General features: G+C 43.7%; 21 protein-coding genes. 14 read left to right on the top strand and 7 right to left on the bottom strand.

Annotated elements, in window-relative coordinates; all coding sequences use genetic code 11:
• The first annotated feature begins 151 nt into the window (after window positions 1–151).
• The 6 genes from yfbV (at window position 152) to R7Q09_RS01060 (ending at window position 7,403) form a co-directional block, all read left to right on the top strand.
• Window positions 152–604, top strand: coding sequence for a terminus macrodomain insulation protein YfbV (yfbV, locus tag R7Q09_RS01035; protein ID WP_005380809.1), 453 nt, complete (start codon window positions 152–154; stop codon window positions 602–604).
• A 329-nt stretch (window positions 605–933) separates the two neighbouring features.
• The gene (locus R7Q09_RS01040) at window positions 934–1,899 is read left to right on the top strand and encodes an ABC transporter substrate-binding protein (RefSeq protein WP_115386199.1); all 966 of its coding nucleotides are present in this window, start codon (window positions 934–936) and stop codon (window positions 1,897–1,899) included.
• Between the two features lie 174 nt (window positions 1,900–2,073).
• A complete protein-coding gene (locus R7Q09_RS01045; protein WP_012841584.1) occupies window positions 2,074–3,009 on the top strand; it encodes an ABC transporter permease in 936 nt (311 codons plus the stop codon).
• Window positions 3,006–3,800, top strand: a complete 795-nt coding sequence (locus R7Q09_RS01050) for an ABC transporter ATP-binding protein (protein WP_005387275.1) — start codon at window positions 3,006–3,008, stop codon at window positions 3,798–3,800. The genes R7Q09_RS01045 and R7Q09_RS01050 overlap by 4 nt, the downstream gene beginning before the upstream one ends.
• 141 nt (window positions 3,801–3,941) lie before the next feature.
• On the top strand, window positions 3,942–5,768 hold the full coding sequence (gene malZ, locus R7Q09_RS01055; RefSeq protein WP_213886607.1) for a maltodextrin glucosidase: 1,827 nt from the start codon (window positions 3,942–3,944) through the stop codon (window positions 5,766–5,768).
• A 174-nt stretch (window positions 5,769–5,942) separates the two neighbouring features.
• A complete protein-coding gene (locus R7Q09_RS01060; protein WP_213886608.1) occupies window positions 5,943–7,403 on the top strand; it encodes a sensor domain-containing diguanylate cyclase in 1,461 nt (486 codons plus the stop codon).
• A 51-nt stretch (window positions 7,404–7,454) separates the two neighbouring features.
• Here the strand turns inward: R7Q09_RS01060 and dusC are convergent, their stop codons facing one another.
• Window positions 7,455–8,414: a tRNA dihydrouridine(16) synthase DusC gene (gene dusC, locus R7Q09_RS01065; protein ID WP_017633856.1), complete on the bottom strand. Its 960-nt coding sequence runs from the start codon at window positions 8,412–8,414 to the stop codon at window positions 7,455–7,457.
• Between the two features lie 170 nt (window positions 8,415–8,584).
• Here dusC and R7Q09_RS01070 point away from each other — a divergent pair, with 170 nt between their 5' ends.
• A complete protein-coding gene (locus R7Q09_RS01070; RefSeq protein WP_005380818.1) occupies window positions 8,585–9,202 on the top strand; it encodes a YecA family protein in 618 nt (205 codons plus the stop codon).
• Window positions 9,203–9,281: 79 nt separating this feature from the next.
• Here R7Q09_RS01070 and dsbB read toward each other — a convergent pair whose 3' ends face one another.
• Both dsbB and nhaB read right to left on the bottom strand, forming a co-directional pair.
• Window positions 9,282–9,818, bottom strand: a complete 537-nt coding sequence (gene dsbB / locus R7Q09_RS01075) for a disulfide bond formation protein DsbB (protein WP_213885513.1) — start codon at window positions 9,816–9,818, stop codon at window positions 9,282–9,284.
• A gap of 83 nt (window positions 9,819–9,901) precedes the next feature.
• Window positions 9,902–11,488, bottom strand: a complete 1,587-nt coding sequence (nhaB, locus tag R7Q09_RS01080; protein ID WP_005380822.1) for a Na(+)/H(+) antiporter NhaB — start codon at window positions 11,486–11,488, stop codon at window positions 9,902–9,904.
• A gap of 639 nt (window positions 11,489–12,127) precedes the next feature.
• Here nhaB and fadR point away from each other — a divergent pair.
• Window positions 12,128–12,967 (top strand): fatty acid metabolism transcriptional regulator FadR, encoded by an 840-nt coding sequence (gene fadR / locus R7Q09_RS01085; RefSeq protein WP_005380824.1) that lies wholly within the window; start codon window positions 12,128–12,130, stop codon window positions 12,965–12,967.
• Window positions 12,968–13,077: 110 nt separating this feature from the next.
• On the opposite strand, the gene R7Q09_RS01090 is transcribed toward fadR, so the two are convergent.
• Window positions 13,078–13,887 carry a hypothetical protein gene (locus tag R7Q09_RS01090; protein ID WP_017821380.1) on the bottom strand — a complete coding sequence of 270 codons (810 nt, stop codon included), beginning with the start codon at window positions 13,885–13,887 and terminating at the stop codon, window positions 13,078–13,080.
• Window positions 13,888–14,197: 310 nt separating this feature from the next.
• Here R7Q09_RS01090 and R7Q09_RS01095 point away from each other — a divergent pair, with 310 nt between their 5' ends.
• Together R7Q09_RS01095 and R7Q09_RS01100 are read left to right on the top strand one after the other, a co-directional pair.
• Window positions 14,198–15,271 (top strand): hypothetical protein, encoded by a 1,074-nt coding sequence (locus R7Q09_RS01095; protein ID WP_213903942.1) that lies wholly within the window; start codon window positions 14,198–14,200, stop codon window positions 15,269–15,271.
• A gap of 10 nt (window positions 15,272–15,281) precedes the next feature.
• On the top strand, window positions 15,282–15,626 hold the full coding sequence (locus R7Q09_RS01100) for a hypothetical protein (protein ID WP_104980051.1): 345 nt from the start codon (window positions 15,282–15,284) through the stop codon (window positions 15,624–15,626).
• Window positions 15,627–15,704: 78 nt separating this feature from the next.
• Here R7Q09_RS01100 and metG read toward each other — a convergent pair whose 3' ends face one another.
• A complete protein-coding gene (gene metG, locus R7Q09_RS01105) occupies window positions 15,705–17,780 on the bottom strand; it encodes a methionine--tRNA ligase (RefSeq protein ID WP_318070813.1) in 2,076 nt (691 codons plus the stop codon).
• A gap of 162 nt (window positions 17,781–17,942) precedes the next feature.
• On the opposite strand from metG, the gene apbC reads away from it, so the two are divergent.
• The 3 genes from apbC to R7Q09_RS01120 all read left to right on the top strand — a co-directional run bounded on the left by apbC (window position 17,943) and on the right by R7Q09_RS01120 (window position 22,117).
• Entirely contained in the window at window positions 17,943–19,019 is a 1,077-nt protein-coding gene (gene apbC, locus R7Q09_RS01110) for an iron-sulfur cluster carrier protein ApbC (protein WP_104979556.1), read from the top strand.
• A gap of 180 nt (window positions 19,020–19,199) precedes the next feature.
• Window positions 19,200–19,841 (top strand): uridine kinase, encoded by a 642-nt coding sequence (gene udk, locus R7Q09_RS01115; protein WP_005380833.1) that lies wholly within the window; start codon window positions 19,200–19,202, stop codon window positions 19,839–19,841.
• A gap of 188 nt (window positions 19,842–20,029) precedes the next feature.
• Window positions 20,030–22,117, top strand: coding sequence for an AsmA family protein (locus R7Q09_RS01120; RefSeq protein WP_104979554.1), 2,088 nt, complete (start codon window positions 20,030–20,032; stop codon window positions 22,115–22,117).
• Window positions 22,118–22,179: 62 nt separating this feature from the next.
• Here R7Q09_RS01120 and cobO read toward each other — a convergent pair whose 3' ends face one another.
• Entirely contained in the window at window positions 22,180–22,785 is a 606-nt protein-coding gene (cobO, locus tag R7Q09_RS01125) for a cob(I)yrinic acid a,c-diamide adenosyltransferase (protein ID WP_104979552.1), read from the bottom strand.
• 117 nt (window positions 22,786–22,902) lie between these two features.
• On the opposite strand from cobO, the gene R7Q09_RS01130 reads away from it, so the two are divergent.
• Window positions 22,903–23,352 carry a low molecular weight protein-tyrosine-phosphatase gene (locus R7Q09_RS01130; protein ID WP_104979551.1) on the top strand — a complete coding sequence of 150 codons (450 nt, stop codon included), beginning with the start codon at window positions 22,903–22,905 and terminating at the stop codon, window positions 23,350–23,352.
• A gap of 60 nt (window positions 23,353–23,412) precedes the next feature.
• Here R7Q09_RS01130 and R7Q09_RS01135 read toward each other — a convergent pair whose 3' ends face one another.
• A complete protein-coding gene (locus R7Q09_RS01135) occupies window positions 23,413–24,972 on the bottom strand; it encodes a SulP family inorganic anion transporter (RefSeq protein WP_005380840.1) in 1,560 nt (519 codons plus the stop codon).
• Between the last annotated feature and the right edge of the window lie 119 nt (window positions 24,973–25,091).

The raw sequence follows: 25,091 nt of genomic DNA on the forward strand, positions 1-25,091 counted from the left end.
TTGTAAATAACAGCAACAATGAGATTGAGGGTCTGCAAAGGATAGCGATAATAAGCAATGATAACAAAAAAAATTTGAAAGAATATTAACTTTCATCAATTTTTTGTACCTTCAGTTGAAATGTTCAACTATTTTTTAGTGAGAGAGCGGTATGAGTAATAAAGTCGGATTGATCCATAGCCTGAAAGATGGCCAGAATTACATGGAGATCTGGCCGGTTCGTAAAGAGCTAAGCGCCATATTTCCGGAACAGCGTATCATTAAGGCGACTCGCTTTGGCATTAAAGTCATGCCAGCCGTTGCTGCGATCAGCGTACTCACTCAAATGGCATTCAACAATTACCACGCGTTACCTCAATCCATTGTTGTCGCTTTGTTTGCGATTAGTTTGCCACTTCAAGGCATTTGGTGGCTTGGTGCTCGATCCAACACGAAATTGCCGCCTTCTTTGGCCTCTTGGTATCGGGAGTTGCATCAAAAAATTGTGGAAACAGGTTTTGCATTAGAGCCTGTAAAAGCTCGCCCTCGTTACAAAGAGCTTGCGATAATATTGAACCGAGCGTTTCGCCAGCTCGATAAATCGTCATTAGAGCGTTGGTTCTAATTTAAATTGTTTGAAATGGAGTGTGCACTGGCCGCTCCATTTTTGATCCTGCCTCTATTACCTACTTTGACGGTCGTCGATGAAGCGAGCGAAGCTTTGTTTACCAAAGATTCTTTCCGGATGAAGAAGTCCCCCGATCACAAATGTTGCTTTAGTGTTAAATCTTTCTTTTCTTTACTAAGACTTAGTAGTAATAATAAAAACAAGATGCGCAAGAAGTGCACAGTTATACGAACACAACAATACCGCCTTCAAACATTTGAATTCACGAGTCGATACACATATTGAAAGCTCGTGAAACAAGGACGAAGTCACATCAAGGAGTTATGATGAAAACGAAACGTTTATTAGCCACCGCCGTTCTATCGGCTACTGCTATTTTCTCTTCTACCAATGTACTGGCCGCCACTGCAACTGTCGCAGTTTCACAGATTGTCGAACACCCGGCGTTAGACGCGACGCGCCAAGGATTGCTTGATGGTTTGAAAGCGAAAGGCTACGAAGAAGGCAAAAATCTAGAATTTGATTATAAGACCGCACAGGGTAATCCAGCGATTGCGGTGCAAATTGCCCGTCAGTACGTCGGTGAAAATCCCGATGTGTTAGTTGGCATCGCGACACCTTCGGCACAAGCTTTGGTGTCGGCTACTCGCTCTATTCCTGTTGTCTTTACTGCGGTAACAGATCCGGTTGGTGCGAAATTGGTTAAGTCGATGGAAAAACCAGGCAAAAACGTAACTGGCCTGTCTGATCTTTCACCCGTTGCTCAGCATGTCGATCTCATCCAAGAAATTCTTCCTCAGGTGAAAAGCATCGGGGTTGTATTTAATCCCGGTGAAGCTAATGCCGTGACTTTAGTTGAATTACTAAAAGAAAGCGCAAAAGCAAAAGGCATACAAGTGGTTGAAGCGACCGCACTAAAAAGTGCTGATGTTCAGTCTGCGACTCAAGCGATTGCAGCGAAATCAGACATTCTTTACGCCCCAACAGACAATACAGTTGCAAGTGCGATTGAAGGGATGATTGTTGCAGCGAATCAAGCGAAGAAACCTGTATTTGGTGGCGCGACGTCGTATGTCGAAAAGGGTGCAATTGCAGGCTTAGGTTTTGACTACTACCAGGTTGGTGTACAAACCGCGGATTACGTGGCGGCGATTCTTGATGGTCAAGAACCAGGCAAGCTGGATGTAAAAGTCGCGACGGGCTCTGACCTTGTAATTAATGAAAGCGCAGCATCTAAGCTCGGTATCAAGCTGCCAAGTTCTGTGATTGAACGTGCGACAAGCATGCAATAAGTAACGCTTTTTGGGGTTAAGCCTGTCACGTTGGTTGATAGAGGCTTGCCCCAAAATTGATACTCGCCAGATTTCTCGTGTAAAGCATTCTGCTAGAGAAGAAGGGGAGTATACGTTAGAAGTCTTACGTTCAGGTTGGTATTAGCCAGCCTGAGCATGCAGAAAGGAGCAGTTATGTCTGCATTTGCTTTTTTTGGTGCACTCGAAATTGGCTTGATTTATGGCCTAGTCGCTCTGGGTGTGTATCTTACGTTCCGTGTTCTCGATTTCCCCGATTTGAGTGTGGATGGCAGCTTTCCAATGGGAGCGGCGGTGGCTGCAACGGCGATTGTCGCAGGTATTAATCCTTGGCTTGCGACAATAATGGCGATGATAGCTGGTAGTATGACGGGGTGGGTAACCGCTTTTCTGGCTGTTCGGTGTGGTATTTTACACCTGTTAGCTTCCATTCTTACCATGATCGCTGCATTTTCAATTAATATTCGTATTATGGGCAAACCTAATATGGCGTTGCTTGGAGAGGATACGATTCTCACTCCGTTTGAAGCATTGGGCGATGCGATGTTTATTCGCCCTCTGGTTGTTGGGGTCTTAGTTCTTCTTTCCGCTTTCTTTGTCATTCGCCTGCTGAACAGCGACTTTGGTCTTGGTTTACGAGCCACGGGTGTGAATGCGCGTATGGTTTCTGCGCAAGGGGCGAGCACTGGCTTTTATACCTACTTTGGCTTGGCTTTATCCAACGGGTTTGTGGGATTCGCAGGCGCGTTGTTTGCACAAACGAACAGCTTTGCGGATGTGACCTCTGGCGTGGGCACCATTGTCGTTGGTTTGGCAGCTGTGATTTTGGGGCAGACCCTTATTCCCGGGCGCAAGATTTGGGTTGCGGTATTTGCGGTCATCATCGGTTCGGTACTTTATCGCCTTGCAGTGGCTTTCGCTTTGAGCTCTGGCATGTTTGGTTTACAAGCTTCAGACCTCAACCTTGTTACCGCAGTATTGGTGGCTGTGGCGCTTATTGCTCCAAAGCTAAAACAGAGCATGAGAGCGAAACAACGCGTTACTGATGCTAAACAAGCGGCATCAAAAAATGGTTCTGGGGAGGCATTATGATCGAACTAAATAATATTCAGGTCACGTTCAACCCTGGGACGATTTTGGAAAATCGTGCATTGAAAGGCGTCTCTTTAGAGGTTCCAGAGCATCAATTTCTTACCGTGATTGGTTCTAATGGCGCGGGAAAATCCACGTTGCTTGGTGCGGTGACAGGTGAGACGCCGATGATAGGTGGTCAGGTGATCATTGATGGCAAAGACGTCACCAAGCAGACGGTAGCCCAACGTGCGACGCAATGTGCCCGAGTGTTTCAAGATCCATTGGCCGGGACTTGTGGTGAACTGACGATAGAAGAGAACATGGCTCTAGCGCACATGCGTGGTAAAAAACGCAGCTGGGGATTGGCGCTCTCTACTAAACGTCGCAAGCTGTTCCAAGAGCGAATTAGCATCCTCGGTCTTGGTTTAGAAGACCGCTTGGGTGATAGCATTGGGTTGCTGTCTGGTGGACAACGACAAGCCGTTAGCCTTGTGATGGCGACGTTATCGGAGAGTAAGCTGTTATTGCTTGATGAACACACGGCTGCGCTTGATCCTCGTATGGCGGCGTTTGTTATCGACTTAACTAAACGTATTGTCGATGAGTTCGATTTAACAGTGATGATGGTGACGCATTCGATGAAAGACGCATTAGCATGTGGCGATAGGACCGTAATGCTTCACCAAGGTGAAATTGTGCTTGATGTGGCTGGAGAGCAGCGCGCTAACATGCAAGTACCAGACTTGTTGGATATGTTCTCCAAAGTGCGTGGTGAAGAGCTGGCAGATGACAGTCTCTTGTTGAACTAAGCGGTATCCGACAAGTCACTACGCCTACTAAGTGTGATCCTCCTTGAGAAAATTGGCTGATATGTCAACTCGCAAGGAGGATTTCTTGTCTCGAATTCTTCAATAACATAGTGGCATATCCGATGACGAGGAGTGCCCATAATGAACCTGCCATTTATTTTTCATAGTCAAACTATTGATGGTTTAGCTTTTAATGACGAGCAAATTACAGTCAGACTGAAAACCGAGACATTGGATTTTGATTCCGTCTATGTGCGTATTGAGCCGGACAATGAAGAATATCTGGTCGACATGGCTCAAATTGGAACAGCTGGGGAATTGTTACTATGGGAGGCATCGTTTCGACCAAATCGAGATCGAGATGTCACACATTATGTGTTTAAGATCCTCAAAGACGGACAACAATACTGGCTCGATGCACGGGGTGTGCAAAAGCGTATTCCACCCAAAGAGTTCCACTTTAAGTTGAATGTAAACCATCAACCACCAAGCTGGGTCCAAGAGCAAGTTTTCTATCAAATCTTTCCTGACCGTTTTTCTGCTAGTAAAAGTGAGTCTGATATTCGCCACGCTTATGCTCAGTATGATTCTGCATCGATCGTCAAGGCGTGGGGAGACGCGGTAGGCTCTCACCAAAATACCGGGGCGCGTGAATTCTTTGGCGGCGACCTCAAAGGTGTGGAGCAAAAGTTGGACTATCTTGAACAGCTCGGCGTTACTGCGCTTTATTTTAATCCGATCTTTTCTTCACCAAGTAATCATAAATACGACACCACCGATTACTTCACTGTTGACCCTATGTTCGGCACCAATGATCAGTTTGCTGAACTGTGTGAGAAAATCCGTGGTAAGAATATGAAGATTGTCTTAGACGCGGTGTTTAACCACACGTCAGTGCATCATCCTTGGTTTGATATCCATCAAAAAGGAGAAGGAGCGTATGGCAATCCGCAGTCAAAGTTCCGTGATTACTACTTTTTCGAAGGCGAAACCAATCACTACATTGGTTGGAAAGGCATTGGTAACTTACCGGTTCTAAACTTCGAAAATGAACAGGTGCGCGACTACATCTACCAAAGTGAAGAGTCTGTCATCAAGTATTGGCTGAAGCCACCGTACTTGGTTGATGGCTGGCGGTTTGATGTAATTCATATGCTTGGCGAAGGGGACGGCGCGAAAAACAATGCTCATTATGTGGCAGCGTTTCGTAATGCGACTAAGTCAGTAAACCCGAATGCTTATGTGTTAGGTGAGCACTTTTTTGAAGCAACGCAGTGGTTGCAAGGTGATCAAGAGGATGGGGCGATGAACTACTACGGTTTTGCTCATCCAGTTCGAGCTTTTATCGCACGACAAGACATTATGTACGATCCAATCAACATTGATGGTTTGGAGTTTAAAGCATGGTTGGACGAAGCCAGAGCAAAAATCCCATTTTCTAATCAGCTATCGCAGCTAAATCAACTCGATAGTCACGATACTGCTCGGTTTATCACACTGGTTGATGGTGATAAGCGTAAAATGAACATCGCGCTAGCAATGCTTATGACTTACGTTGGCACGCCTTGTATTTACTACGGGAGTGAAGTCGGTCTAGAAGGAGGGCTAGACCCGGATAATCGTCGTTGTTTTCCTTGGAATGAAATTGAAAGTTCACAATGGCTATCGCTTTACCAACAATGGATCAAGATACGTAAACAATGTAAGCCTTTACAGTCGGGCTGTATTCAATGGCTTCATTGCACTAACAACCAGTTGGCGTACGCACGTGTACTGGGTCGCGAAGCAGTCGTTGTTATGATTAATCTCAGTGGTAATGAATGTTCAATCGATTTACCTATGTGGCAACTGGGCTTGGAGGTTAGCCAAGTTATATCGTTGTTAGATGACACAGAACAGGTTGATTATAAAGGTCATATCTCTGTCAATATGTCGGCACAGAGCTGCAAATTATGGCGACTAAAGTGACACCACACTCTATATTGATTAAACTCCTTTAATATATAAACGGTCTCAAACAGCGCGCACACATTTGTTTGGTCTCTTGTTATCTGGTGCTGCATTGCATGCGTCACCAGATAACGAGTATCAATTTAATAGCAGTCATAAGAGACTATTGACCTTTCATATGCATGGTACTCAATGGTAAACCAAAGGCGATTTAGCCTCTCATTTGTCATCTTTTTTCCTCTGGCGTTATTTGTAGTGGTTTTACTCGTGACAACGAAAAATTACTATGATGCGGTTAACCGCTATATCGATTCTGAGTATTCGCGTATCGAGCGTGCAATGTCTCGCGGTATTAAAGTACTCACGGCTTTAGATTACAGCTTCACCAACTATACCAATTACGCTAACCCACTGTTTGAAGAACATAATTCTTTAGTCAAAGAAGGGCTTTGTTATCTTTGGCCTATAGATGTGTTATTACTCGAAAGTGTTTATAGTGAAGGGTTACCTGCGGTTGACCTGGATTATATGATCGTAGGGGACGAAAGCTTATGTCAGCAAGGTTCAACGATTAACCAGTTAGCTGAACAAAAGGCGGGTTTTGCGCCGTCATTGTCATTTCTGCACGATATTGAATCGCACATTGTTGGAATCCATTACATTGACAAGCGCGGTTACGTTATCTCCTCACCCGATACCTACGCAAAAAATTTCACAAAAGAGCTTTTGTCAACGCTAAAAGCCCGACCTTTTTGGCAAAAAACCGCGCAAGATAAAGTGAACATTACCTTGGCTGGACCAGGGCCTGTGTTGGACTCGATGGAAGGTCAAGTCATTAGTATGACGGTACCCGTCTATGAGAAAGGAGAACATCAAGGTGTTTTATCTATTGATTTTGACATCAATACGCTTATGGCTTCGTCGCTAGGTCTTGTAGGTCAGTTTCATTTGGTTTCCAATTTACAATCCATTCCTTCAAACAGTACACGAATCAAACCAGTCGAATTAGAGCGATTGAGTGCGAATCACAGCATGTACTACGAGTACAACCTTTGGGATGAAGCTAAGAACCTAGCGGTTTTTGAAAAATACAGCCTTATTGTCGCACTATTTATTTACGTGTTGAGTACCGTCGTCTTGTTCTATGTGAATATGCATAGCGAGCGACGCTACTTTAAAGAACTGGCAGCAAGAGACCCAATGACCAGCTTATTGAATCGTCGAGGTATGCAAACCGTGTGGCGTAATAAGATGACAAAAAAACAGGTTGCTTTAGCAGTGTTCGATATTGATAACTTCAAGAAGATCAACGACACCTATGGTCATGATGTCGGTGATTCTGCAATTCAGCTTGTTGCAAAATGTATACGTGAAAATATTCGCCATACCGATGTTGCCTCAAGGTTTGGTGGCGAAGAGTTCGTTTTAGCGATTTATGACGAAGATTCAGAGGGCATTAAACTCATTTTAGACAGAGTAAAAAAGGCCATAGATGAGCGCTCGACACGCGTAACGAAAGAAGGCTTTACGATCTCTGGCGGTGTGGTGTTTAGTAAAGAGAGCCGAGTAGAAAACTTTGATGAATTGTTTAAAGCGGCGGATGAAAAGTTATATCAAGCCAAAAGTACCGGCAAAAATAAGATCTGTTACTAGGATTTAGATACAAAAAAGGACGAGATATTCGTCCTTTTTTGTGTTCGGGAGTTATGCAACCTGAGAGTTTAAGTCATCGCGGTAGCGTTGAATATGCTCAACAATTGGTGCGGCTTTGTTGAACGTTCTGATTTCTCTAAATAGGTCTTTTGCTTCAGGATAAGCCTGACGTAAGTAAGAGAACCATTGTTTTACGCGGTTTGGGTAATACAAGCCTTTATCGCCTTTCATCTCAAACTTGGAATAATAGATGAGCAACTCAACCACCTCGGGCCATGACATTGGCTGGTGGTTATGTTTTACCATATTGCCTAAGTTAGGGATATTGAAAGCGCCTCGGCACACCATCAAAGAGTTAACGCCAGTCGTTTCAATGCAACGTTGACCGTCTTCATAATTCCAAATTTCGCCATTCGCAATCAGTGGGATATCAAAACGTTCACGAATTTGGTTGATGTAATCCCATTTTATCTCAGAAGCTTTATAACCACCTTGTTTAGTACGTGCGTGTACGGTCAGTTCATTTGCGCCAGCAGACTGAATGGCATCGACAATTTCAAAGCAATCTTCAGGGTTCTCCCAGCCAAGACGAATTTTTGCAGTTACGGGAATGGCTTCTGGAACGGCTTCTCGACAAGCTTTAACCACACGGTGAATGAGCTCTGGATGTTGGAGTAGCGCTGCTCCACCTTTACTTTTGTTGACCATTTTGGCTGGGCAACCAAAGTTTATATCAATACCTCTGGCGCCAAGGTTTGCCGCTTTAATTGCGTTCTCAGCCATCCAGTTCGGTTCTTGTCCCAACAATTGCACATGTACTGGCACACCAGATGCAGTCTGAGAACCTTGCAACAGCTCTGGGCATAAACGGTGAAACACATGATCGGGTAATAGCTGGTCGATTACGCGAACAAACTCCGTAACACACAGGTCATAGTCGTTTATCTCGGTCAGGATTTGGCGCATCAAATGATCTAAAACGCCTTCCATTGGGCCTAGTACAACTCGCATAGCTTGCCTAATACAGTTTGGTGGTAAAAAGGAGGGCGATTGTAGCGATGTAAGTTAAGTTTGTCATTAAAAGACTCGAAGCGCCCAATGCAGTCAAACACACAACGTTAGGTTACGTGCTTTTGAGCTCTGAGGTATAATGCCGCCAAATTTATGGGAAACCAGATGTCATGCAATACACATTGATTGAAAAAGGTGAAGTTCACGTCGATGAATCTTGCCTATTTATCGAAGGCGCAGTGTTAGCTGCGAATCTGACGACAAAACCACTCGCTCCTGAAAAGTGGTTAGAGCCGCTATTAGGTGAGGGATTCAAAGCGATTCAACCAGCTGTGGAAGAGCAAATTCACAAGCAGCATAACCGAATTCAACGAAACGAATATTCTGTGCTAGAGCTAACAGGCAAAGAACCTGAACAACTTGCTGATTTTGCCGAAGGCTTTATGTCTGTTTGGCCAATGATTGAAGAACAGTGGCAAGACGTTGAGCTCAATGATGGATTACAGCGTATGCTGCAAGCATTACTGACCACTTTGATGCTGGCTATCGATGAGCCAGCAACGCAGCAACAGATGCGCGACGCAGGTATTGAAACGCCACCGGCCCTGACAGATTTAGTCGACCAGCTTGATTTAATGGTCGGTGAAGTCGCGCTGGGCGCGGATGAGTTGATGGTAGGCAATAAAGCTCAAAGCCTAAACCCATTCAAAGGTATCGGGCGCAATGATCCCTGTCCTTGTGAGAGCGGAAAAAAATTCAAGCAGTGCTGTGGTCAATCACGCGGCTAAATCGAATCGCCGCGCTATCCACTTAACAAAAAGCCGACCAGATGGTCGGCTTTTTGTTAATTTTTACGCGTCAGTAGGATTAACGAATTGGATTAACGCGTTTTGCAGGGAAGAATTGTGCAATTACAATTAATGCCAAAGCGATTAAATTGCCTGCAAAAATTACGACTAACCATTGTGGCATTGATAAATCAAGGAACTGCCACACAACCTTAGAGCAATCACCATATGCTTCAAACATCCAAGGAACCCACTGATTGAGCGGAGCCCAGCTAGGGAATGTGACGAATAAATCGCAAGTCGCGAATGGTGATGGATTAAACTGGTAGTCAACGTGCTGCATCGCAAGTAACAAACCCTTGTAAGCACTTAATCCCCAGCCTATCAAACCTAGCCAGCGGAAAATTGGGTTCTTGGGTGCCAATATACCAACCATTGCAGCGACGCCCACTCCAATCATCGCGACTCTTTCATAAATACACATGACACATGGTGCAAGCATCATGACGTGCTGAAAATAGAGGGCACATGCTTCAAAGAAAACGACGAATAGCAGAAGCAGTAGCCACGATAAACGTCCCTTTGAAAACTGGTTAAGTGAATTTAAAATAGTCACGTTTTTGTTCCTGTCTGAAATAGAAAAAGCTCTGAATACTCAGAGCTTTTTATCGTGGATAAGTTTCCTAATCAACTCAAATTTTAGTGACCACCGGATACTACGGGAGTCAGATCACCACTATGAGGTAAAATCCAACCAGCTTCGTAGAAAGAAGCGGTTGCAGGCTCTAGGAAGAACATGATTCCCATCAGACCGACAATCGCAAGAACGACGGTGTAAGGCAGCGCCATGATAACCATTCGACCGTAAGACAGACGAATTAATGGAGCGAGAGCCGATGTGAGTAAGAATAGGAATGCCGCTTGACCGTTTGGCGTTGCAACAGAAGGCAGGTTAGTACCAGTATTGATTGCCACCGCCAGTAAGTCGAACTGATCACGAGTAATGAGGCCTTCGATGAGTGCAGTTTTTACTTCATTGATGTAAACCGTACCAACGAACACGTTATCCGACACCATAGATAATAAGCCATTCGCCACATAGAACAGAGCTAGCTGAGTACCTTTATCTTCAACGGCAAGCACCGCATCGATGACTGGTTTAAACAGCTCTTGGTCAATGATTACGGCAACGATCGAGAAAAATACTGCAAGCAGTGCAGTGAAGGGCAGGGCCTCTTCAAACGCTTTCCCCATGGAATGCTCTTCAATGACACCAGTAAATGCGGTCGCTAATATGATCACAGAAAGGCCAATTAAGCCGACAGCCGCTAAGTGCAAAGCGAGTGCAACGATCAACCAAACCGCAATAAGACCTTGAACCCAGAGTTTTGCGACATCTTGATTTGTTCGCGTTTTACGCTCTTCACGGTCAAAATCGACGAGGATCTGACGAACGTTATTAGGAAGCTTCGCGCCGTAGCCAAACACTTTAAGCTTTTCAACTAAAGCACAAGTGATGAGACCACAGAAAAATACAGGTAGTGTCACTGGAGACATACGGATTAGGAATTCACCAAATAACCAACCCGCTTGGTCTGCAATAATTAAGTTTTGAGGTTCACCAACCATCGTGGTTACGCCACCTAAGGCAGTACCTACACCAGCATGCATCAACAAAGAGCGCAAAAACGCACGATAGTTTTCTAGGTCATCACGCGTTAGTTCAGTGATCGTGTCATCTTGTGTATGGTCATGGTCACCGATAGGGTTACCAGACGCTACTTTGTGATAGATAGAGTAAAAGCCGATCGCCACGCTGATAACAACGGCGATAACCGTCAAGGCATCCAAAAATGCAGACAAAAATGCCGCAGCAAAGCAGAACGCGAGTGATAGTAGGGTTTTAGAGCGAATGCCAAGTAAAATTTTGGTAAAAATGAACAGCAATAGCTGCTTCATGAAGTAGATGCCCGCAACCATAAATACCAGAAGTAGCAGTACTTCGATATTTGCTACTAATTCGTGCTTAACTTGCGCAGGGCTAGTCATGCCGATAGCAATGGCTTCAATAGCAAGTAAACCGCCAGGTTGTAATGGGTAGCATTTTAATGCCATTGCTAGCGTGAAAATAAATTCAGCGACCAACAACCATCCAGCTACAAATGGGTTTATTAGGAAGAATACAATCGGGTTAATTATTAAGAAGGCTATAATGGCAACTTTGTACCAATCAGGCGCTTTACCAAGGAAGTTCTTGATAAAAGCGTTTCCGAGCGATATCGGCATGATAATTCTCTTTATAACAAAATTATGAATAGACACTACAATAGTGCTTAAGTATCTGTTTGTTAGACTTATTAACTAGTCTTTAAAAACAATAACTTAGTAAAACAACAATCCTTTGTTTATTGTAGTCTTGCCAAGTTACTTCCCCTGAACTCAAGCACCGCTCACTTTCGACCGCAAACTCTACACTCAGGCATTTATTAGTCAATAACAAAACGTGATGCTACCGACTAAAATGACTTTTTAAATGTAATAACGCGATCAAAACGGCGTTACTATACCATGAAAGTCTTAAAAAAATCCTCTTGGATTTTAAATGACGGTCAGTGACGAGAAAAGGCAAATTAAGAAAGAATATTAACTGTGATATACAAAGTAATTTTTCATATTTTGAATATGAAAATGTGACACGGTTGTCTTTATTTCTCCGAGATTTGTGAGCTGTTTAATTAAATGAAAATTCATATTTTACTGCTTTCGCTCGCATGTTAGAGCCTCTTAAATTGACACAACATATAGAGTATTAACTCTATGTTATGGAGTCGTTTCCACTATTGATCGTAAATTTTCTCAAACCGCTAAGTAGTGGTATGATGAGTAGTATCGACCCTCAGAAATCAATATTGGATAAAAAGTAGAATGGTCATAAAGGCGAAAAGCCCTGCGGGATTCGCAGAAAAATATATTATCGAGAGCATTTGGAACGGCCGTTTTCCTCCAGGCTCAATTTTACCTGCTGAGCGCGAGCTGTCCGAACTGATTGGTGTTACTCGAACGACTTTAAGGGAGGTTCTTCAACGACTAGCCCGTGACGGATGGTTGACTATCCAGCACGGCAAACCTACGAAAGTTAACCAATTTATGGAGACCTCTGGTCTGCATATTTTGGATACTTTAATGACGCTAGACGTTGATAATGCGACAAACATTGTAGAAGATCTGCTTGCGGCTCGTACCAACATCAGTCCTATCTTTATGCGCTATGCATTTAAAGCGAACAAAGAGAGCTCTGAGCGTACAATTAAGAACGTAATCGAATCTTGTGAAGCTTTAATGAATGCGGCTTCCTGGGATGAATTCATCGCTTCCTCGCCGTATGCTGAAAAAGTTCTGCAGAATGTGAAAGAAGATAACGAGAAAGATGAAGCGAAGCGTCAAGAAATCTTGATTGCTAAAACGTTCAACTTTTACGATTATATGCTTTTCCAGCGCCTGGCATTCCATTCAGGAAATCAAATTTACGGTTTGATCTTTAATGGTTTGAAGAAGCTCTACGATCGTGTCGGTAGCTACTACTTCTCAAATCCAGCTTCTCGTGAGCTAGCTCTGAAGTTTTACCATCAATTGCTCGAAACTTGTGAAAGTGGCCAGCGTGAGCAACTACCAGTAGTGATTCGTCATTATGGTATGGAAAGTGCGTTGATCTGGAACGAAATGAAAAAGCAATTACCAACGAACTTCACGGAAGACGACAGCTAAGCGCTGACAAGTTGAATAAACGAAAACCGCAGTGCCTTAGGCCTGCGGTTTTTTTGTTTTTATTTATAAGTCGGCGACGGACCTAGCACCAATAATAAGGCATGGAACGTTTATCCTGCTAGCGAGAGTCTGGGTAACGGTAGATATAATGACTCTACGACATCTGAAAGGACATGGTCGTAAGTATTGAAGATGGTCAATGACAAGTCCGATGTGACGCCATAAAGCTCTGCTTCTGTTAAGTCGACATGACTCCCTGTCACGTATTCATTTAGCGTCTGTATTGAGCGCGTGGAAGCAGGAGAGGTAATGCTAAGTGGAGCGATAACCGCTAGTTGGTTTAGCTTACGCATCATGACCGATGCATAGTTTTTGAAACGCTCATTTCCGCCTTGTTCTCCTAAATCTTGAATGCTGATTCGTAACTGAGTCAGGGTCTCCAAGCTATCCATAATGTTTTGCCAGTTCATGTGATACTCATTATGTAAGTCATCTCTTTGTTCAACCGCTAGCCATGCGATGGTTACTTCATCCATCAAAAACAAGCAATGACGAATTAACTTACCATGCTCCATCTGGTTTCTTGCAACACTATGGTCATTCCATTGTTCAAGTAGTTTCCCTACTTTAATCTGTAATACGCGGTACATGGGTTTGTTTTCAAACCGTGATGTTTCGACTAAAAGATGCAGCTTGTTAGTCAGAGCATCATGAAGAGCGTCCAATTTTTGTTGATCGTTTTGTTGGAATTGAAGCGAGTAGTGAGTAGCAGCTCGGTGGTGTCTCAGAAGGTGAACAACATCTCGCAACAATGTTAACAGCTGATATTTGCGCGCATGTTGCTGCTCTCGTTTAGAAGATAAGTGATATATTCCGGCTAAAATAGCGATGGACAATAGTGTGGAAATCAAAACAAACATAACCAACTCCTTGTTAGTGTTTGGACCTAACAAGGAAGATTGCAGTTTTGATGCCAAACAAAAACTCAATTTAAACAATTGGTTATATTGAATGTTCTTTTTGAATGGTCGTTGTTGGTGCATGGATTCACCAAATTTGTGAATATGTTTGATTATTCGGTGTCGATGCTTGGTGTACGCGTTATTCTTTGTGAGTTACATATTGATTACTTTTTAGTCTGATTCAAGTCACAATGTTTAGAAATTAAAATATTCGAACACTTCATATGATATAAGTTGTCTATTTTGTTGGTTGTTCGAGGTAATTAATTTGTCTAATAAATTCGACCTATGCTTCAGTACTCACTCAAAGATAACGCTCCCTATCGATACAAATGATGAGGATAGGTACCTTCAGTTTCGTAAGGACAACCTACATATATTTGGTAGTTTTATTCCCGCAGGTACTCCTTTCATACTGAACGAAGGCTCTGTGATCAACATAGCTAAGTTACGTAGCGAGAGACCTGATATAGCTTGTGCTCTTGATACTGTAAAAAGTTGGTCACAAGAAACCAAAAGAAATGTAGCCAATCTAACAAGTGAGTTTGGCGATGAAAACTTACAAGCGGTAGCCCTCCTCTATGAAAAAGAGATTAAGCCTTTTTTAGATGCTACTAATCATACTATGGGGGGGAAAATCGATGAGTATACTGCAGTAGGTGCTGCCGCTACTGCTGTTAATGAAAAGCAAGTCAGATTGAGTAATTTCGGGAAAGCTTTGCTCAAATATCAAAATGCCTTACTAGATGTACGTACAGCCTCACGAAATGGTGCGCAGAAAAAGGAGCTTGTGAAGCTTGGATATAGAGTTAAAGAAGCTCACAATTCTTTGAATGCAAAATTTACAAAAGAGCTTACCCATTATGCAGGACGAGTTAAAAGTAGCCGTGGAAACATTTGGAGCAACCCGAATAGAGCTGCCAATATCGCGAGAAGTGGCAGGGATATAACTAAGTTACATTTAACATCTATAGCTAACATCCGCTCAATTCGATTTCTTGAACAAAGCTCTAGTATTGTGGGTAAAAAGATCATCATGATTGATGCTGGTGTTCGCTTTAACAATGTTCGAAATGCCAAGAATAACGGAGAAAATTGGCAAAAAAGAGCAGCAATGGAAGTTGCAGGGTTTGGTGCGAGCAACGCTGCTGGCGTTTGGACCACATCCAAAGTGATTGCATCTGGAATGGGAATCGCTTTGGCTGCTGGCCCATTTGGAGTCGTAGTATTAATTGGTGTAGGCTTAGGTGTCGGCTATGCAGCAGCTAAGATGGCTGATAGTGCAGGGCAAAATTTAGCCAAAGGTGCCTATGAAGTTAGTTCTAACATTCATTGGAATTAAAGGGATCAACGTGTCTTATTTTGATATGACAAATATGATTATCGGATGTACTTGGTTAGTTAGTACTTTGCTTTTCATTCGTGTTTCGGTAAAGCGGATCGAGAAAAAGATGTCGAAGGATGGTCATGGCCCTGTCGGTTGGGATAGAGATACCTGGGGGGTTAGATTCCCAATGTATACTACAGTTTTAATGCGAGGCAAGCCTGCGAAAGTATCACTTGTAGATGATCAGTTAATACTAAAATACGCAACGACATTTGATCGAGTTCTCGCTTTTGTAGTCACGATCAGCTTTGTACTTTTCCTTGCATGTGGCGCGATTATTACTTGGGGTCCAGAAGAATTCTCTTTGTAGTACAATCAAGCTTAATCGATAAGCTTAACTGCGAGAAAAGGCTTAACTGATTTAGTTAAGCCTTTTCAATAAAGATACTTACATTACGCGCATGCCAGGTTGAGCGCCTTCGTGTGGCTCAAGGATCCACAGGTCGCTACCACCAGGGCCTGCCGCTAGGATCATACCTTCAGACATACCAAACTTCATCTTACGAGGTTTTAGGTTTGCTACCATTACCGTTAGCTTGCCTTCTAGCTCTTCAGGTTTGTAAGCTGACTTGATGCCAGAGAATACCTGACGAGTTTCACCACCGATGTCCAATTGGAACTTAAGCAGTTTGTTGGCTTTTGGTACTTCTTCACAAGAGATGATACGAGCGATACGCATATCTACTGCAGCAAAAGCATCGAACTCAATCTCTTCAGCGATTGGTTCTTTGTCTAGCTCGGTTTGGCTAGCCTTGTTCTTTTCCGCTTCAGCTTTCTCTTTCGCCGCCATTTCTGCCGCCGCATCTTCTTTAGACGCTTCGATCATCGCTTCAACATTCTTCGGATCGATACGGTTGAACAGTGCTTTGAACTTAGTGATCTCGTGGCCTGTTAGTGGAGCAGCGATGTTTTCCCAAGTTAGCTCTTGGTTTAGGAACGCTTCAGTACGCGCAGCTAGCGATGGCATTACTGGTTTCAGGTAAGTCATCAGTACGCGGAACAGGTTGATACCGACAGAACAGATGTCTTGTAGTTCCTGATCTTTTCCTTCTTCTTTTGCTACAACCCACGGTGCTCTTTCATCAACGTATTGGTTAGCTTTGTCTGCCAATGCCGTGATTTCACGGATTGCACGACCAAACTCACGCGTTTCGTAAAGCTCAGCGATACGGTCAGCAGCAGAAACAAATTCGTTGTAAAGTTCAGGCTCTGCAAAGTTGTCAGACAGTTTGCCTTCAAAACGTTTCGCGATGAAACCTGCGTTACGAGATGCCAGGTTAACGATCTTGTTAACAACGTCAGCGTTTACGCGCTGAGTGAAGTCTTCAAGGTTAAGATCTAGATCGTCGATACGGCTGTTTAGTTTCGCAGCGTAGTAGTAACGTAGACACTCAGGGTCTAGGTGCTCTAGGTAAGTGCTTGCTTTTACGAACGTACCTTTAGACTTCGACATTTTTGCGCCGTTTACGGTTACGTAACCGTGTACGAATACGTTGTTAGGCTTGCGGAAGCCAGAACCTTCTAGCATTGCTGGCCAAAATAGGCTGTGGAAGTAAACGATGTCTTTACCGATGAAGTGGTACAGCTCTGCTGAGCTGTCTTTTTTCCAATACTCGTCGAAATCTAGGTCGTCGCGCTTGTCACATAGATTTTTGAAAGAGCCCATGTAGCCGATAGGCGCGTCTAGCCACACGTAGAAGAATTTGTTCTTCTCACCAGGGATCTCGAAGCCAAAGTATGGTGCGTCACGTGAGATATCCCATTGCTGCAAACCAGATTCGAACCATTCTTGCATTTTGTTCGCTGTTTCAGCTTGTAGCGAGCCAGAGCGAGTCCACTCTTTTAGCATGCTTTCAAACTGAGGTAGGTCGAAGAAGAAGTGCTCTGAATCTTTCATTACTGGCGTCGCACCAGAAACCGCAGATTTAGGATTGATCAGTTCTGTTGGGCTGTAAGTCTCACCACAGTTGTCACAGTTGTCACCGTATTGGTCTTCAGACTTACATTTTGGACAGGTACCTTTTACGAAACGGTCCGGTAAGAACATCTCTTTTTCTGGATCGAACAGCTGAGAGATAGTACGACTAGAGATAAAGCCATTTTTCTTCAACTCAAGATAAATGTGTGACGCTAGCTCACGGTTCTCATCTGAGTGTGTGCTGTGGTAGTTATCAAAGCTGATATCAAATCCAGCGAAGTCTTTTTGGTGCTCTTCGCTAACTGCGGCAATCATTTCTTCAGGAGTAATACCCATCTGTTGCGCTTTAAGCATGATTGGCGTGCCGTGAGCATCGTCAGCACAGATGAAGTTTACAGTGTTGCCGCGTAGGCGTTGGTAACGAACCCAAATGTCCGCTTGGATATGCTCAAGCATATGACCAAGGTGGATCGAACCGTTAGCGTACGGAAGGGCACAAGTTACCAGCATTTTCCTTGACGGAAAGTTTTTTGGATCGTTTGCCATACTTAATATTCGCTTTTCTTGATAGGTATAAATAAATTTTGATGGATAATACTACCCCATGAACTGACTAACTCCAAGGTGTCAAACTGCGGAATGCCTTAGTTTTTTTGGGGTTCTGGTTGAGCCTGGACGGTGGTAGCATGACATCTAAAAGGAGGGCTTATGCATCAGTTCACTTCAAAACAAGATTTTTGTCACTGGTTTAACCAATTCCAACATCCACAGTTGGTGGAAAACTGGGCAGATATTCATGGCGCAATTTCGATTACGACACAGGGTTCTATTGATATAACGTTGTCATTCGCAAGTAATGAGCTTCAAACCGTACTGCATGACTGGATCAAACAGCAGCAAGCCTCGGGTAAAGTGGCTGAATTCCCATTTAATATTCGCCTTGGAGTTAAAGCTTTAGAAACTCAAGTGGCTAACTCGGTTAAGGGTGTTAAGAACATCATTGCCGTCAGTTCTGCGAAAGGTGGCGTTGGTAAATCTACTACCGCAGTTAACTTAGCGTTGGCAATTGCTCAATCTGGGGCGAAAGTGGGATTGTTGGATGCAGATATCTATGGTCCGTCTGTACCTATGATGTTGGGGCAAGAAGATGCTAAACCAGAAGTTCGTGATGGCAAGTGGATGGAACCCATTTTTGCTCACGGCATCTATACTCATTCTATCGGTTATTTGGTGGATAAATCAGAAGCGGCGATATGGCGCGGTCCAATGGCTTCAAAAGCGTTGTCGCAGTTATTAACTGAAACAGATTGGCCAGATTTGGATTATTTGGTGATTGATATGCCGCCAGGTACAGGGGATATTCAATTGACTCTGTCACAACAAATTCCGGTAACAGGTAGCGTGCTAGTCACAACACCGCAAGATTTAGCCCTTGCCGATGCAAGGAAGGGAGCGGCAATGTTTAACAAAGTCCATGTCCCGGTTATTGGTGTTGTGGAAAACATGAGTTATCACATTTGTAGTCAATGTGGCGCGAAAGAGCATATTTTTGGTATGGGCGGAGCTGAAAAAATGTCACAAGAATTTGGCTTAGCATTGTTAGGACAAATTCCGCTTCATATCTCTATGAGAGAAGATATTGACGCTGGCGTGCCAACGGTAGCAAGACGCCCAGAAAGTGAGCATGCAGGGTATTATAAGCAACTTGCCGATCGCGTATGTAGCACGATGTTTTGGCAAGGCAAAGCAAAACCAGATGCGATTAGCTTTACAATGGTGAACTAAGTTTACTATGCCTGCTGGTTGATAATTGCACATTTTAACGTTTGCTCGGAGGTTAATCCTCTGAGCAGGCAGAAACTTATGACTAAACCCTAATTCCAACTAGTAACTATGGGGTGAACTCCCTATAATCAGGCAGTTTATCTTTTTATGTGACTAGAAATCATCATCGGGTGCAAACTAATGTCTGATAATAATCAATGCGTCATCGTAGGTATTGCTGGCGCTTCTGCTTCTGGAAAAAGTCTGATCGCGAGCACTATTTATAATGAGCTTCGCGCGAAAGTAGGCGATCATCAAATCGGTGTCATCACGGAAGATTGCTACTACAACGACCAAAGCCACCTAAGCATGGAAGAGCGAGTAAAGACGAACTACGATCACCCGAGTGCGTTGGACCACGACCTACTGTGTGAGCACCTAGAAAAATTGGTACGTGGTGAAGCAGTAGAAGTGCCTGAGTACAGCTACACTGAGCACACAAGAACAATTAACACCACCACAATGACACCTAAAAAGGTGATCATTCTAGAAGGTATCCTTCTTCTTACAGACCCTCGTCTTCGTGATTTGATGCATGCGACAGTATTTATGGACACACCGTTAGATATTTGCTTACTTCGCCGTGTTAAGCGTGATGTGGAAGAACGAGGCCGAACTATGGAGTCTGTTCTTAAGCAATACCAACAAACAGTACGTCCGATGTTCATGCAGTTTATCGAACCTTCTAAGCAATATGCGGACATTATTGTTCCTCGCGGTGGTAAAAACCGTATCGCAATTGATGTATTAAAAGCTCACATTGCAAGACTTTTGAAAGCTTAAGCCTATAGACGGCTATATCGCTTTATTTTTAAGAGAAGAAGTGGCACCTTAAGTGCCACTTCTTTTTTTGTTTTTAAATTAGTCAGTTGCAGGTTAAAACCAGACACTTTTCACGCTTTTGTGGAACTGTCAGCGGTAAATGGAGTCTGCGCTTATAATTGTAAAAACACTCGAGCAAGGAAAAACAAATGAAGAAACTGCTCTTAATTCTAGCAATACCGATTGTGGTCATTTTGGTCGCAATTTTAGCGTTAACCATCTTCGTCAACCCGAATCAGTTTAAACCCCTTATTGTTGAGCAAGCGCAAAAGCAAACGGGATTAGAGTTGGTGATTGAAGGGGATATCAGTTGGCAATTTTTCCCATCGATTGGCTTTGAGTTGGGACATACAGAATTGCGAAACCCACAAGGCTTTAGTAAACCCAATTTATTCAAAGTTGATACCGTTGGTGTAGACATCTCTGTTATGCCACTTTTTAGTCAACAGCTTGAAATTGGAAACGTCACGCTTGATGGTGCTGAGTTCTACATTGAAACCAAGAAAGATGGCAGCAAGAATATTGATGCATTGACGAAAGCCCAAACACAACAAGCAGAACAAGAGAGCAATGCTGCGCCTACGCAAAATGGTGAAACGCAAACTTCTGGTTCTGAGTGGAGTATTAATCTTGCTGGCGTTACGGTTTCTAACGGTTCATTAGAAATGCAGGATAAGCAAGCCGGTAGTTACACCAAACTTTATGATATTTCATTAAACCTTTCCGAATTCGCTTTTGACAACTGGACAACGGCTGATTTTGGCGTGAAGGGCGAAATGAACGACCAAAAGTTCACCGCGAAAGGTCAGGCAGACTTTAAGCTAGAAAAAGGTTTGGCAAACTACGCGCTAAAGAACATCAACTTTGATGCGACATACTCTGACCCTGCCAATAAGATTGAATCGGCAACGATCGGTTTAGACACGTTTGAATTCGATACAGTAAATAACCTGACTTATGCCATTAAGGGTGACGCTGGTGGTATGAAGTTAGATATGCAGGGTGCTGGTCAACTTAGCGTGGACAAGGCTATCAGCAAAGTACAGTTGGATAAGTTAACTCTTAAATCGACTTTTGAGGGTGATGCCTTACCTCAGTCCCCGATGAAAGTCGACATGGTGTCTGATCTGTCTTTCGACCTAACGAAAAACCACCTGAGTTTTGTTCTAGAGAAGTTAACAGCGAATGCTATCGCCCTAGATGGTAAGGCAGATGTGACACTCGGTGATATTCCTAAAGTACGCTTTGCTCTCCATAGCCCCAATATCGATCTTGATGAGTTGTTAGGGTTAGATAAGCAAGCTGCCGAAGGTAATAAGCCTGCTTCTGGTGGCGAGAGTGCTCCTGCCGGACCTGAGGTTGAGCCTGATTTGTCTGCGTTGAAAACGTTAGATGTAAAGGGTGACATTACCATCGACAAATTCAAAGCGGCAAATGCGAAGATGGAAGCGGTAAAAACGAGCTTCACTGTGAATCGTGGCGTGTTTGAGCTTACATCATTTAGTTCGAAGTTGTACCAAGGCTCAATCTCAGCGACAGCGAAGTTAGATGCACGCCAATCACCAGCGACTTACAGTGTTAAAAAGTCAATCAAAGGCGTGAAAGTTCAACCGCTACTTATAGACGTTGCTGAAAACGACAAACTTGAAGGGACAGGTAACATTGATGTGAATGTTACAGGTAAGAGTCTCACGCCTACCGGTATCAAGAAGAATCTATCTGGTACGGTTGTTATCAATTTTGCTGACGGTGCGGTGAATGGCATCAACGTTGCTCAGTTGATTCGTGAAAACTATGCGAAATTTAAAGGGCAAAAAGTTGAAGGCACCAATGTAGCTAAGAAAACAGACTTCAGTGCGATGACGGCGACATTGAAACTCAACAAAGGTGTTGTATCAACGGATAATATGCAAGCTCAGTCTCCATTGTTACGTGTTCGTGGTAAAGGTACCGCAAACTACATCAATGAAACAGTCGACTTTACTATCAGCACGTCAGTTGTAGGCAGCCTAGAAGGCCAGGGCGGTAAAGATATAGATGAGCTGAAAGACATCACGATTCCAATCAATGTGTCTGGTAAGTGGGCAGATCCTAAATTCAAGCTCGTATTCGATGATGTTCTGAAGCAGAAAGCTCAAAAAGAAATCGATCGTGGCGTGGAGAAGCTAACGGACAAAATCAAAGACGAGAAAACCAAAGATGCGGTCGATGGTTTATTGAAGAATCTTTTCAACTAACCGTGCGTGAAAATCAAAAGGGTTGGCATTTTGCCAACCCTTTTTAAATTACTCTGCGAGTGTTACCAATCGACGCCTTTGAGGGCTTTTACGCCAGATTCAAATGCGTGCTTTACATTTTTCACTTCAGAAACGGTATCGGCCATTTCAATCAGGGTTCGATGTGCGCCACGCCCAGTAATAATAACCGACTGCATTTTAGGGCGGTTGTTCAGCGCTTCAACGACCTCGTCTAAATCAATGTAGCCGTAGCTCACCATGTACGTCAGCTCGTCAAAAAGAACCACATCGATAGATTCATCTTTGAGCATGCGCTTACATTCTTGCCATACGCCTTGCGCTGCTTCGGTATCAGCGGCTTTGTTTTGAGTTTCCCATGTAAAGCCGGTCGCCATTACTTGGAATTCAACGCCGAGTTTCTCAAGTAGGTTGCGCTCACCGTTGTCCCAAGTACCTTTAATAAACTGCGCGACAGCACAATTCAAACCATGACCCACTGCGCGTGCGATCGTACCGAATCCTGATGTCGATTTACCTTTACCATTTCCGGTAATGATCAGTAGCAGACCTTTTTCCTCTTGAGCAGCAGCGATTTTTGCGTCTACCTGTTCTTTGACTTTTTGTTGGCGAGCTTTATGGCGTGCTTCTTTATTTTCTTCGATAGACATAATACTTCCTCAATTCCTTTTCGTGCTGTGCCCAAGCTAATTTGGGTTCATTGATTTATCTCGCTATGATAGACCAACATATCGTGAAGAAAAACCACCGATAATTCAGGGAATAAAATGAAGAAAATACTTGTTGTTTGTATGGGAAACATTTGTCGGTCACCAACTGGAGAGGCAGTGTTAAGAGCGAAAGCTCAAAAGCTAGGCGTTGAAGTAGAGGTTGATTCGGCAGGTACAATTGGCTACCACGCAGGAAACCGACCGGATTCAAGAGCGATGGCAGCAGGAAAGCAGCGAGGTTATTCTTTTAAAGGAATGCAAGCGCGCCAAGTCACCATTGATGACTTTGAAAAGTTTGACCTTATATTAGCCGCAGATAAAGCAAATTTGGCCGATTTATTGGATATTTGTCCGTTGAAGTATCGACACAAAGTATCGTTATTTTTAAGTCATTCTGAGTCAAGTTACGACGAAGTCCCGGACCCATATTATGGTGGGGAAGATGGCTTTGAACTGGTGCTTGATTTAATCGAAGAGGCATCAGACGCAATTTTGAAGAAGCTATAATCGCCGTGCTTGAAGACAATAGAAAAAGGGATGAGCTCAGCTCATCCCTTTTTATTCGTGTTAACCCGCTAGTATGTCGGTTGCGACTTTGTAGCTTGGGTCTTCCTTCACGTTAATTTCAACCAAGCTGCCAGCTTTGTCCAAAAGTTTACGACAATCTGGGCTTAGGTGACGAAGGTGCAGCGTTTTACCTTGAGCATTGTAACGCTCAGCCAGTGTTTCAATGGCTTCAATTGCAGAGTGATCTGTCACGCGAGAGTCTGCAAAATCGACAATCACATCTTTTGGATCTTCAGGCGCGTTAAACAACTCCAGGAAGTTAGCCGCAGAGCCAAAGAAAATAGGGCCGTGAATCTTGTACTCTTTTGAACCTTCCTCGTTTAAGCACGTGTCGGCATAGATGTGCTTAGCGTGTTGCCATGCAAACATTAATGCAGAAACGATAACACCAACCGCTACGGCAACAGCAAGGTCAGTAAGAACAGTAACAACGGTCACAAGAACAATAACGAAGAAGTCTTGCTTCGGTACGCGGCGTGCTAGCTTAAATGTTGCCCATTCGAATGTACCAATGACAACCATGAACATCACACCAACCAGAGCAGCGAGTGGGATCATTTCAATTAGCGAAGAAGCGAATAAGATAAACATCAATAGAGCGATAGCCGCAACGATACCAGATAGACGACCACGACCACCTGAGTTTACGTTGATCATCGACTGACCAATCATCGCACAACCACCCATCGCGCCAAACACAGAACACGTCATGTTTGCCATACCTTGACCGATACATTCGCGGTTAGATTGACCACGAGTATTCGTCATCTCATCTAAAACTGTCAGTGTTAGTAGAGATTCAATTAGACCAATGGCCGCGAGAATGATCGCGTATGGAAGAATGATTTGTAGTGTCTCTAGTGTAAATGGTACCGCAGGAATAGAGAAGGTTGGTAGTGAACCTGCGAGTGTTGCAGCTTCATCACCAGACATTGTACGCAGGAAGTCAACAACAGTTCGAGTTTCCAGATCCAAGCCAACCACTAAAGCCGTCACCGTTACGATCGCAACAAGTGAAGAGGGTACAGCTGTTGTGATTTTTGGTAGAAAGTGAATGATTGCCATAGTCAGCGCAACCAAACCAAGCATTAGCAGCATCTGGTCTTGTGGTAGCCAAGTGAGCATGCCGTTGATGTCTGGCGCTTTAAACTGACCCAACTGAGCTAGGAAGATAACAATAGCCAGACCGTTCACAAAACCGATCATCACAGGGTGAGGTACGATACGGATGAACTTACCCAATTTAAACATACCAGCGGCAATTTGAAGAATACCAGCGAGCATGATGGCTGCGAATAGGTACTGGACACCGTGAGTCGCGACAAGCGAAACCATTACGACTGCCATGGCACCTGTTGCACCAGAGATCATGCCAGGACGACCACCGAAAATGGAAGTAATAAGACCAACGATGAATGCAGCGTAAAGACCGACCATCGGATCTACGCCTGCGACGAACGCAAATGCGACAGCTTCAGGAACCAATGCTAGCGCAACGGTTAAGCCTGATAGCACATCATTTTTTACGGAGTGCTTAGAAAATTGGGGAAATTCGAACATGTTTGTTTTTAAGTTCTCTTTGCAATGAGTTAAACCCGACACATATTCGTATTTGCACAAGCCACTGAGTGGTTGATTTCTAATCAAACATTGCAGTGTAAACCGTAGTATTAAAAGAG

The organism is Vibrio sp. 2130-1, assembly GCF_033339515.1.

Bases quoted from the DNA above. Each gene is read 5' to 3' on its own strand.
- yfbV (WP_005380809.1), top strand. From the start codon at position 152: ATGAGTAATAAAGTCGGATTGATCCATAGCCTGAAAGATGGCCAGAAT.
- R7Q09_RS01040 (WP_115386199.1), top strand. From the start codon at position 934: ATGAAAACGAAACGTTTATTAGCCACCGCCGTTCTATCGGCTACTGCT.
- R7Q09_RS01045 (WP_012841584.1), top strand. From the start codon at position 2,074: ATGTCTGCATTTGCTTTTTTTGGTGCACTCGAAATTGGCTTGATTTAT.
- R7Q09_RS01050 (WP_005387275.1), top strand. From the start codon at position 3,006: ATGATCGAACTAAATAATATTCAGGTCACGTTCAACCCTGGGACGATT.
- malZ (WP_213886607.1), top strand. From the start codon at position 3,942: ATGAACCTGCCATTTATTTTTCATAGTCAAACTATTGATGGTTTAGCT.
- R7Q09_RS01060 (WP_213886608.1), top strand. From the start codon at position 5,943: ATGGTAAACCAAAGGCGATTTAGCCTCTCATTTGTCATCTTTTTTCCT.
- dusC (WP_017633856.1), bottom strand. From the start codon at position 8,414: ATGCGAGTTGTACTAGGCCCAATGGAAGGCGTTTTAGATCATTTGATG.
- R7Q09_RS01070 (WP_005380818.1), top strand. From the start codon at position 8,585: ATGCAATACACATTGATTGAAAAAGGTGAAGTTCACGTCGATGAATCT.
- nhaB (WP_005380822.1), bottom strand. From the start codon at position 11,488: ATGCCGATATCGCTCGGAAACGCTTTTATCAAGAACTTCCTTGGTAAA.
- fadR (WP_005380824.1), top strand. From the start codon at position 12,128: ATGGTCATAAAGGCGAAAAGCCCTGCGGGATTCGCAGAAAAATATATT.
- R7Q09_RS01090 (WP_017821380.1), bottom strand. From the start codon at position 13,887: ATGTTTGTTTTGATTTCCACACTATTGTCCATCGCTATTTTAGCCGGA.
- metG (WP_318070813.1), bottom strand. From the start codon at position 17,780: ATGGCAAACGATCCAAAAAACTTTCCGTCAAGGAAAATGCTGGTAACT.
- apbC (WP_104979556.1), top strand. From the start codon at position 17,943: ATGCATCAGTTCACTTCAAAACAAGATTTTTGTCACTGGTTTAACCAA.
- udk (WP_005380833.1), top strand. From the start codon at position 19,200: ATGTCTGATAATAATCAATGCGTCATCGTAGGTATTGCTGGCGCTTCT.
- R7Q09_RS01120 (WP_104979554.1), top strand. From the start codon at position 20,030: ATGAAGAAACTGCTCTTAATTCTAGCAATACCGATTGTGGTCATTTTG.
- cobO (WP_104979552.1), bottom strand. From the start codon at position 22,785: ATGTCTATCGAAGAAAATAAAGAAGCACGCCATAAAGCTCGCCAACAA.
- R7Q09_RS01130 (WP_104979551.1), top strand. From the start codon at position 22,903: ATGAAGAAAATACTTGTTGTTTGTATGGGAAACATTTGTCGGTCACCA.
- R7Q09_RS01135 (WP_005380840.1), bottom strand. From the start codon at position 24,972: ATGTTCGAATTTCCCCAATTTTCTAAGCACTCCGTAAAAAATGATGTG.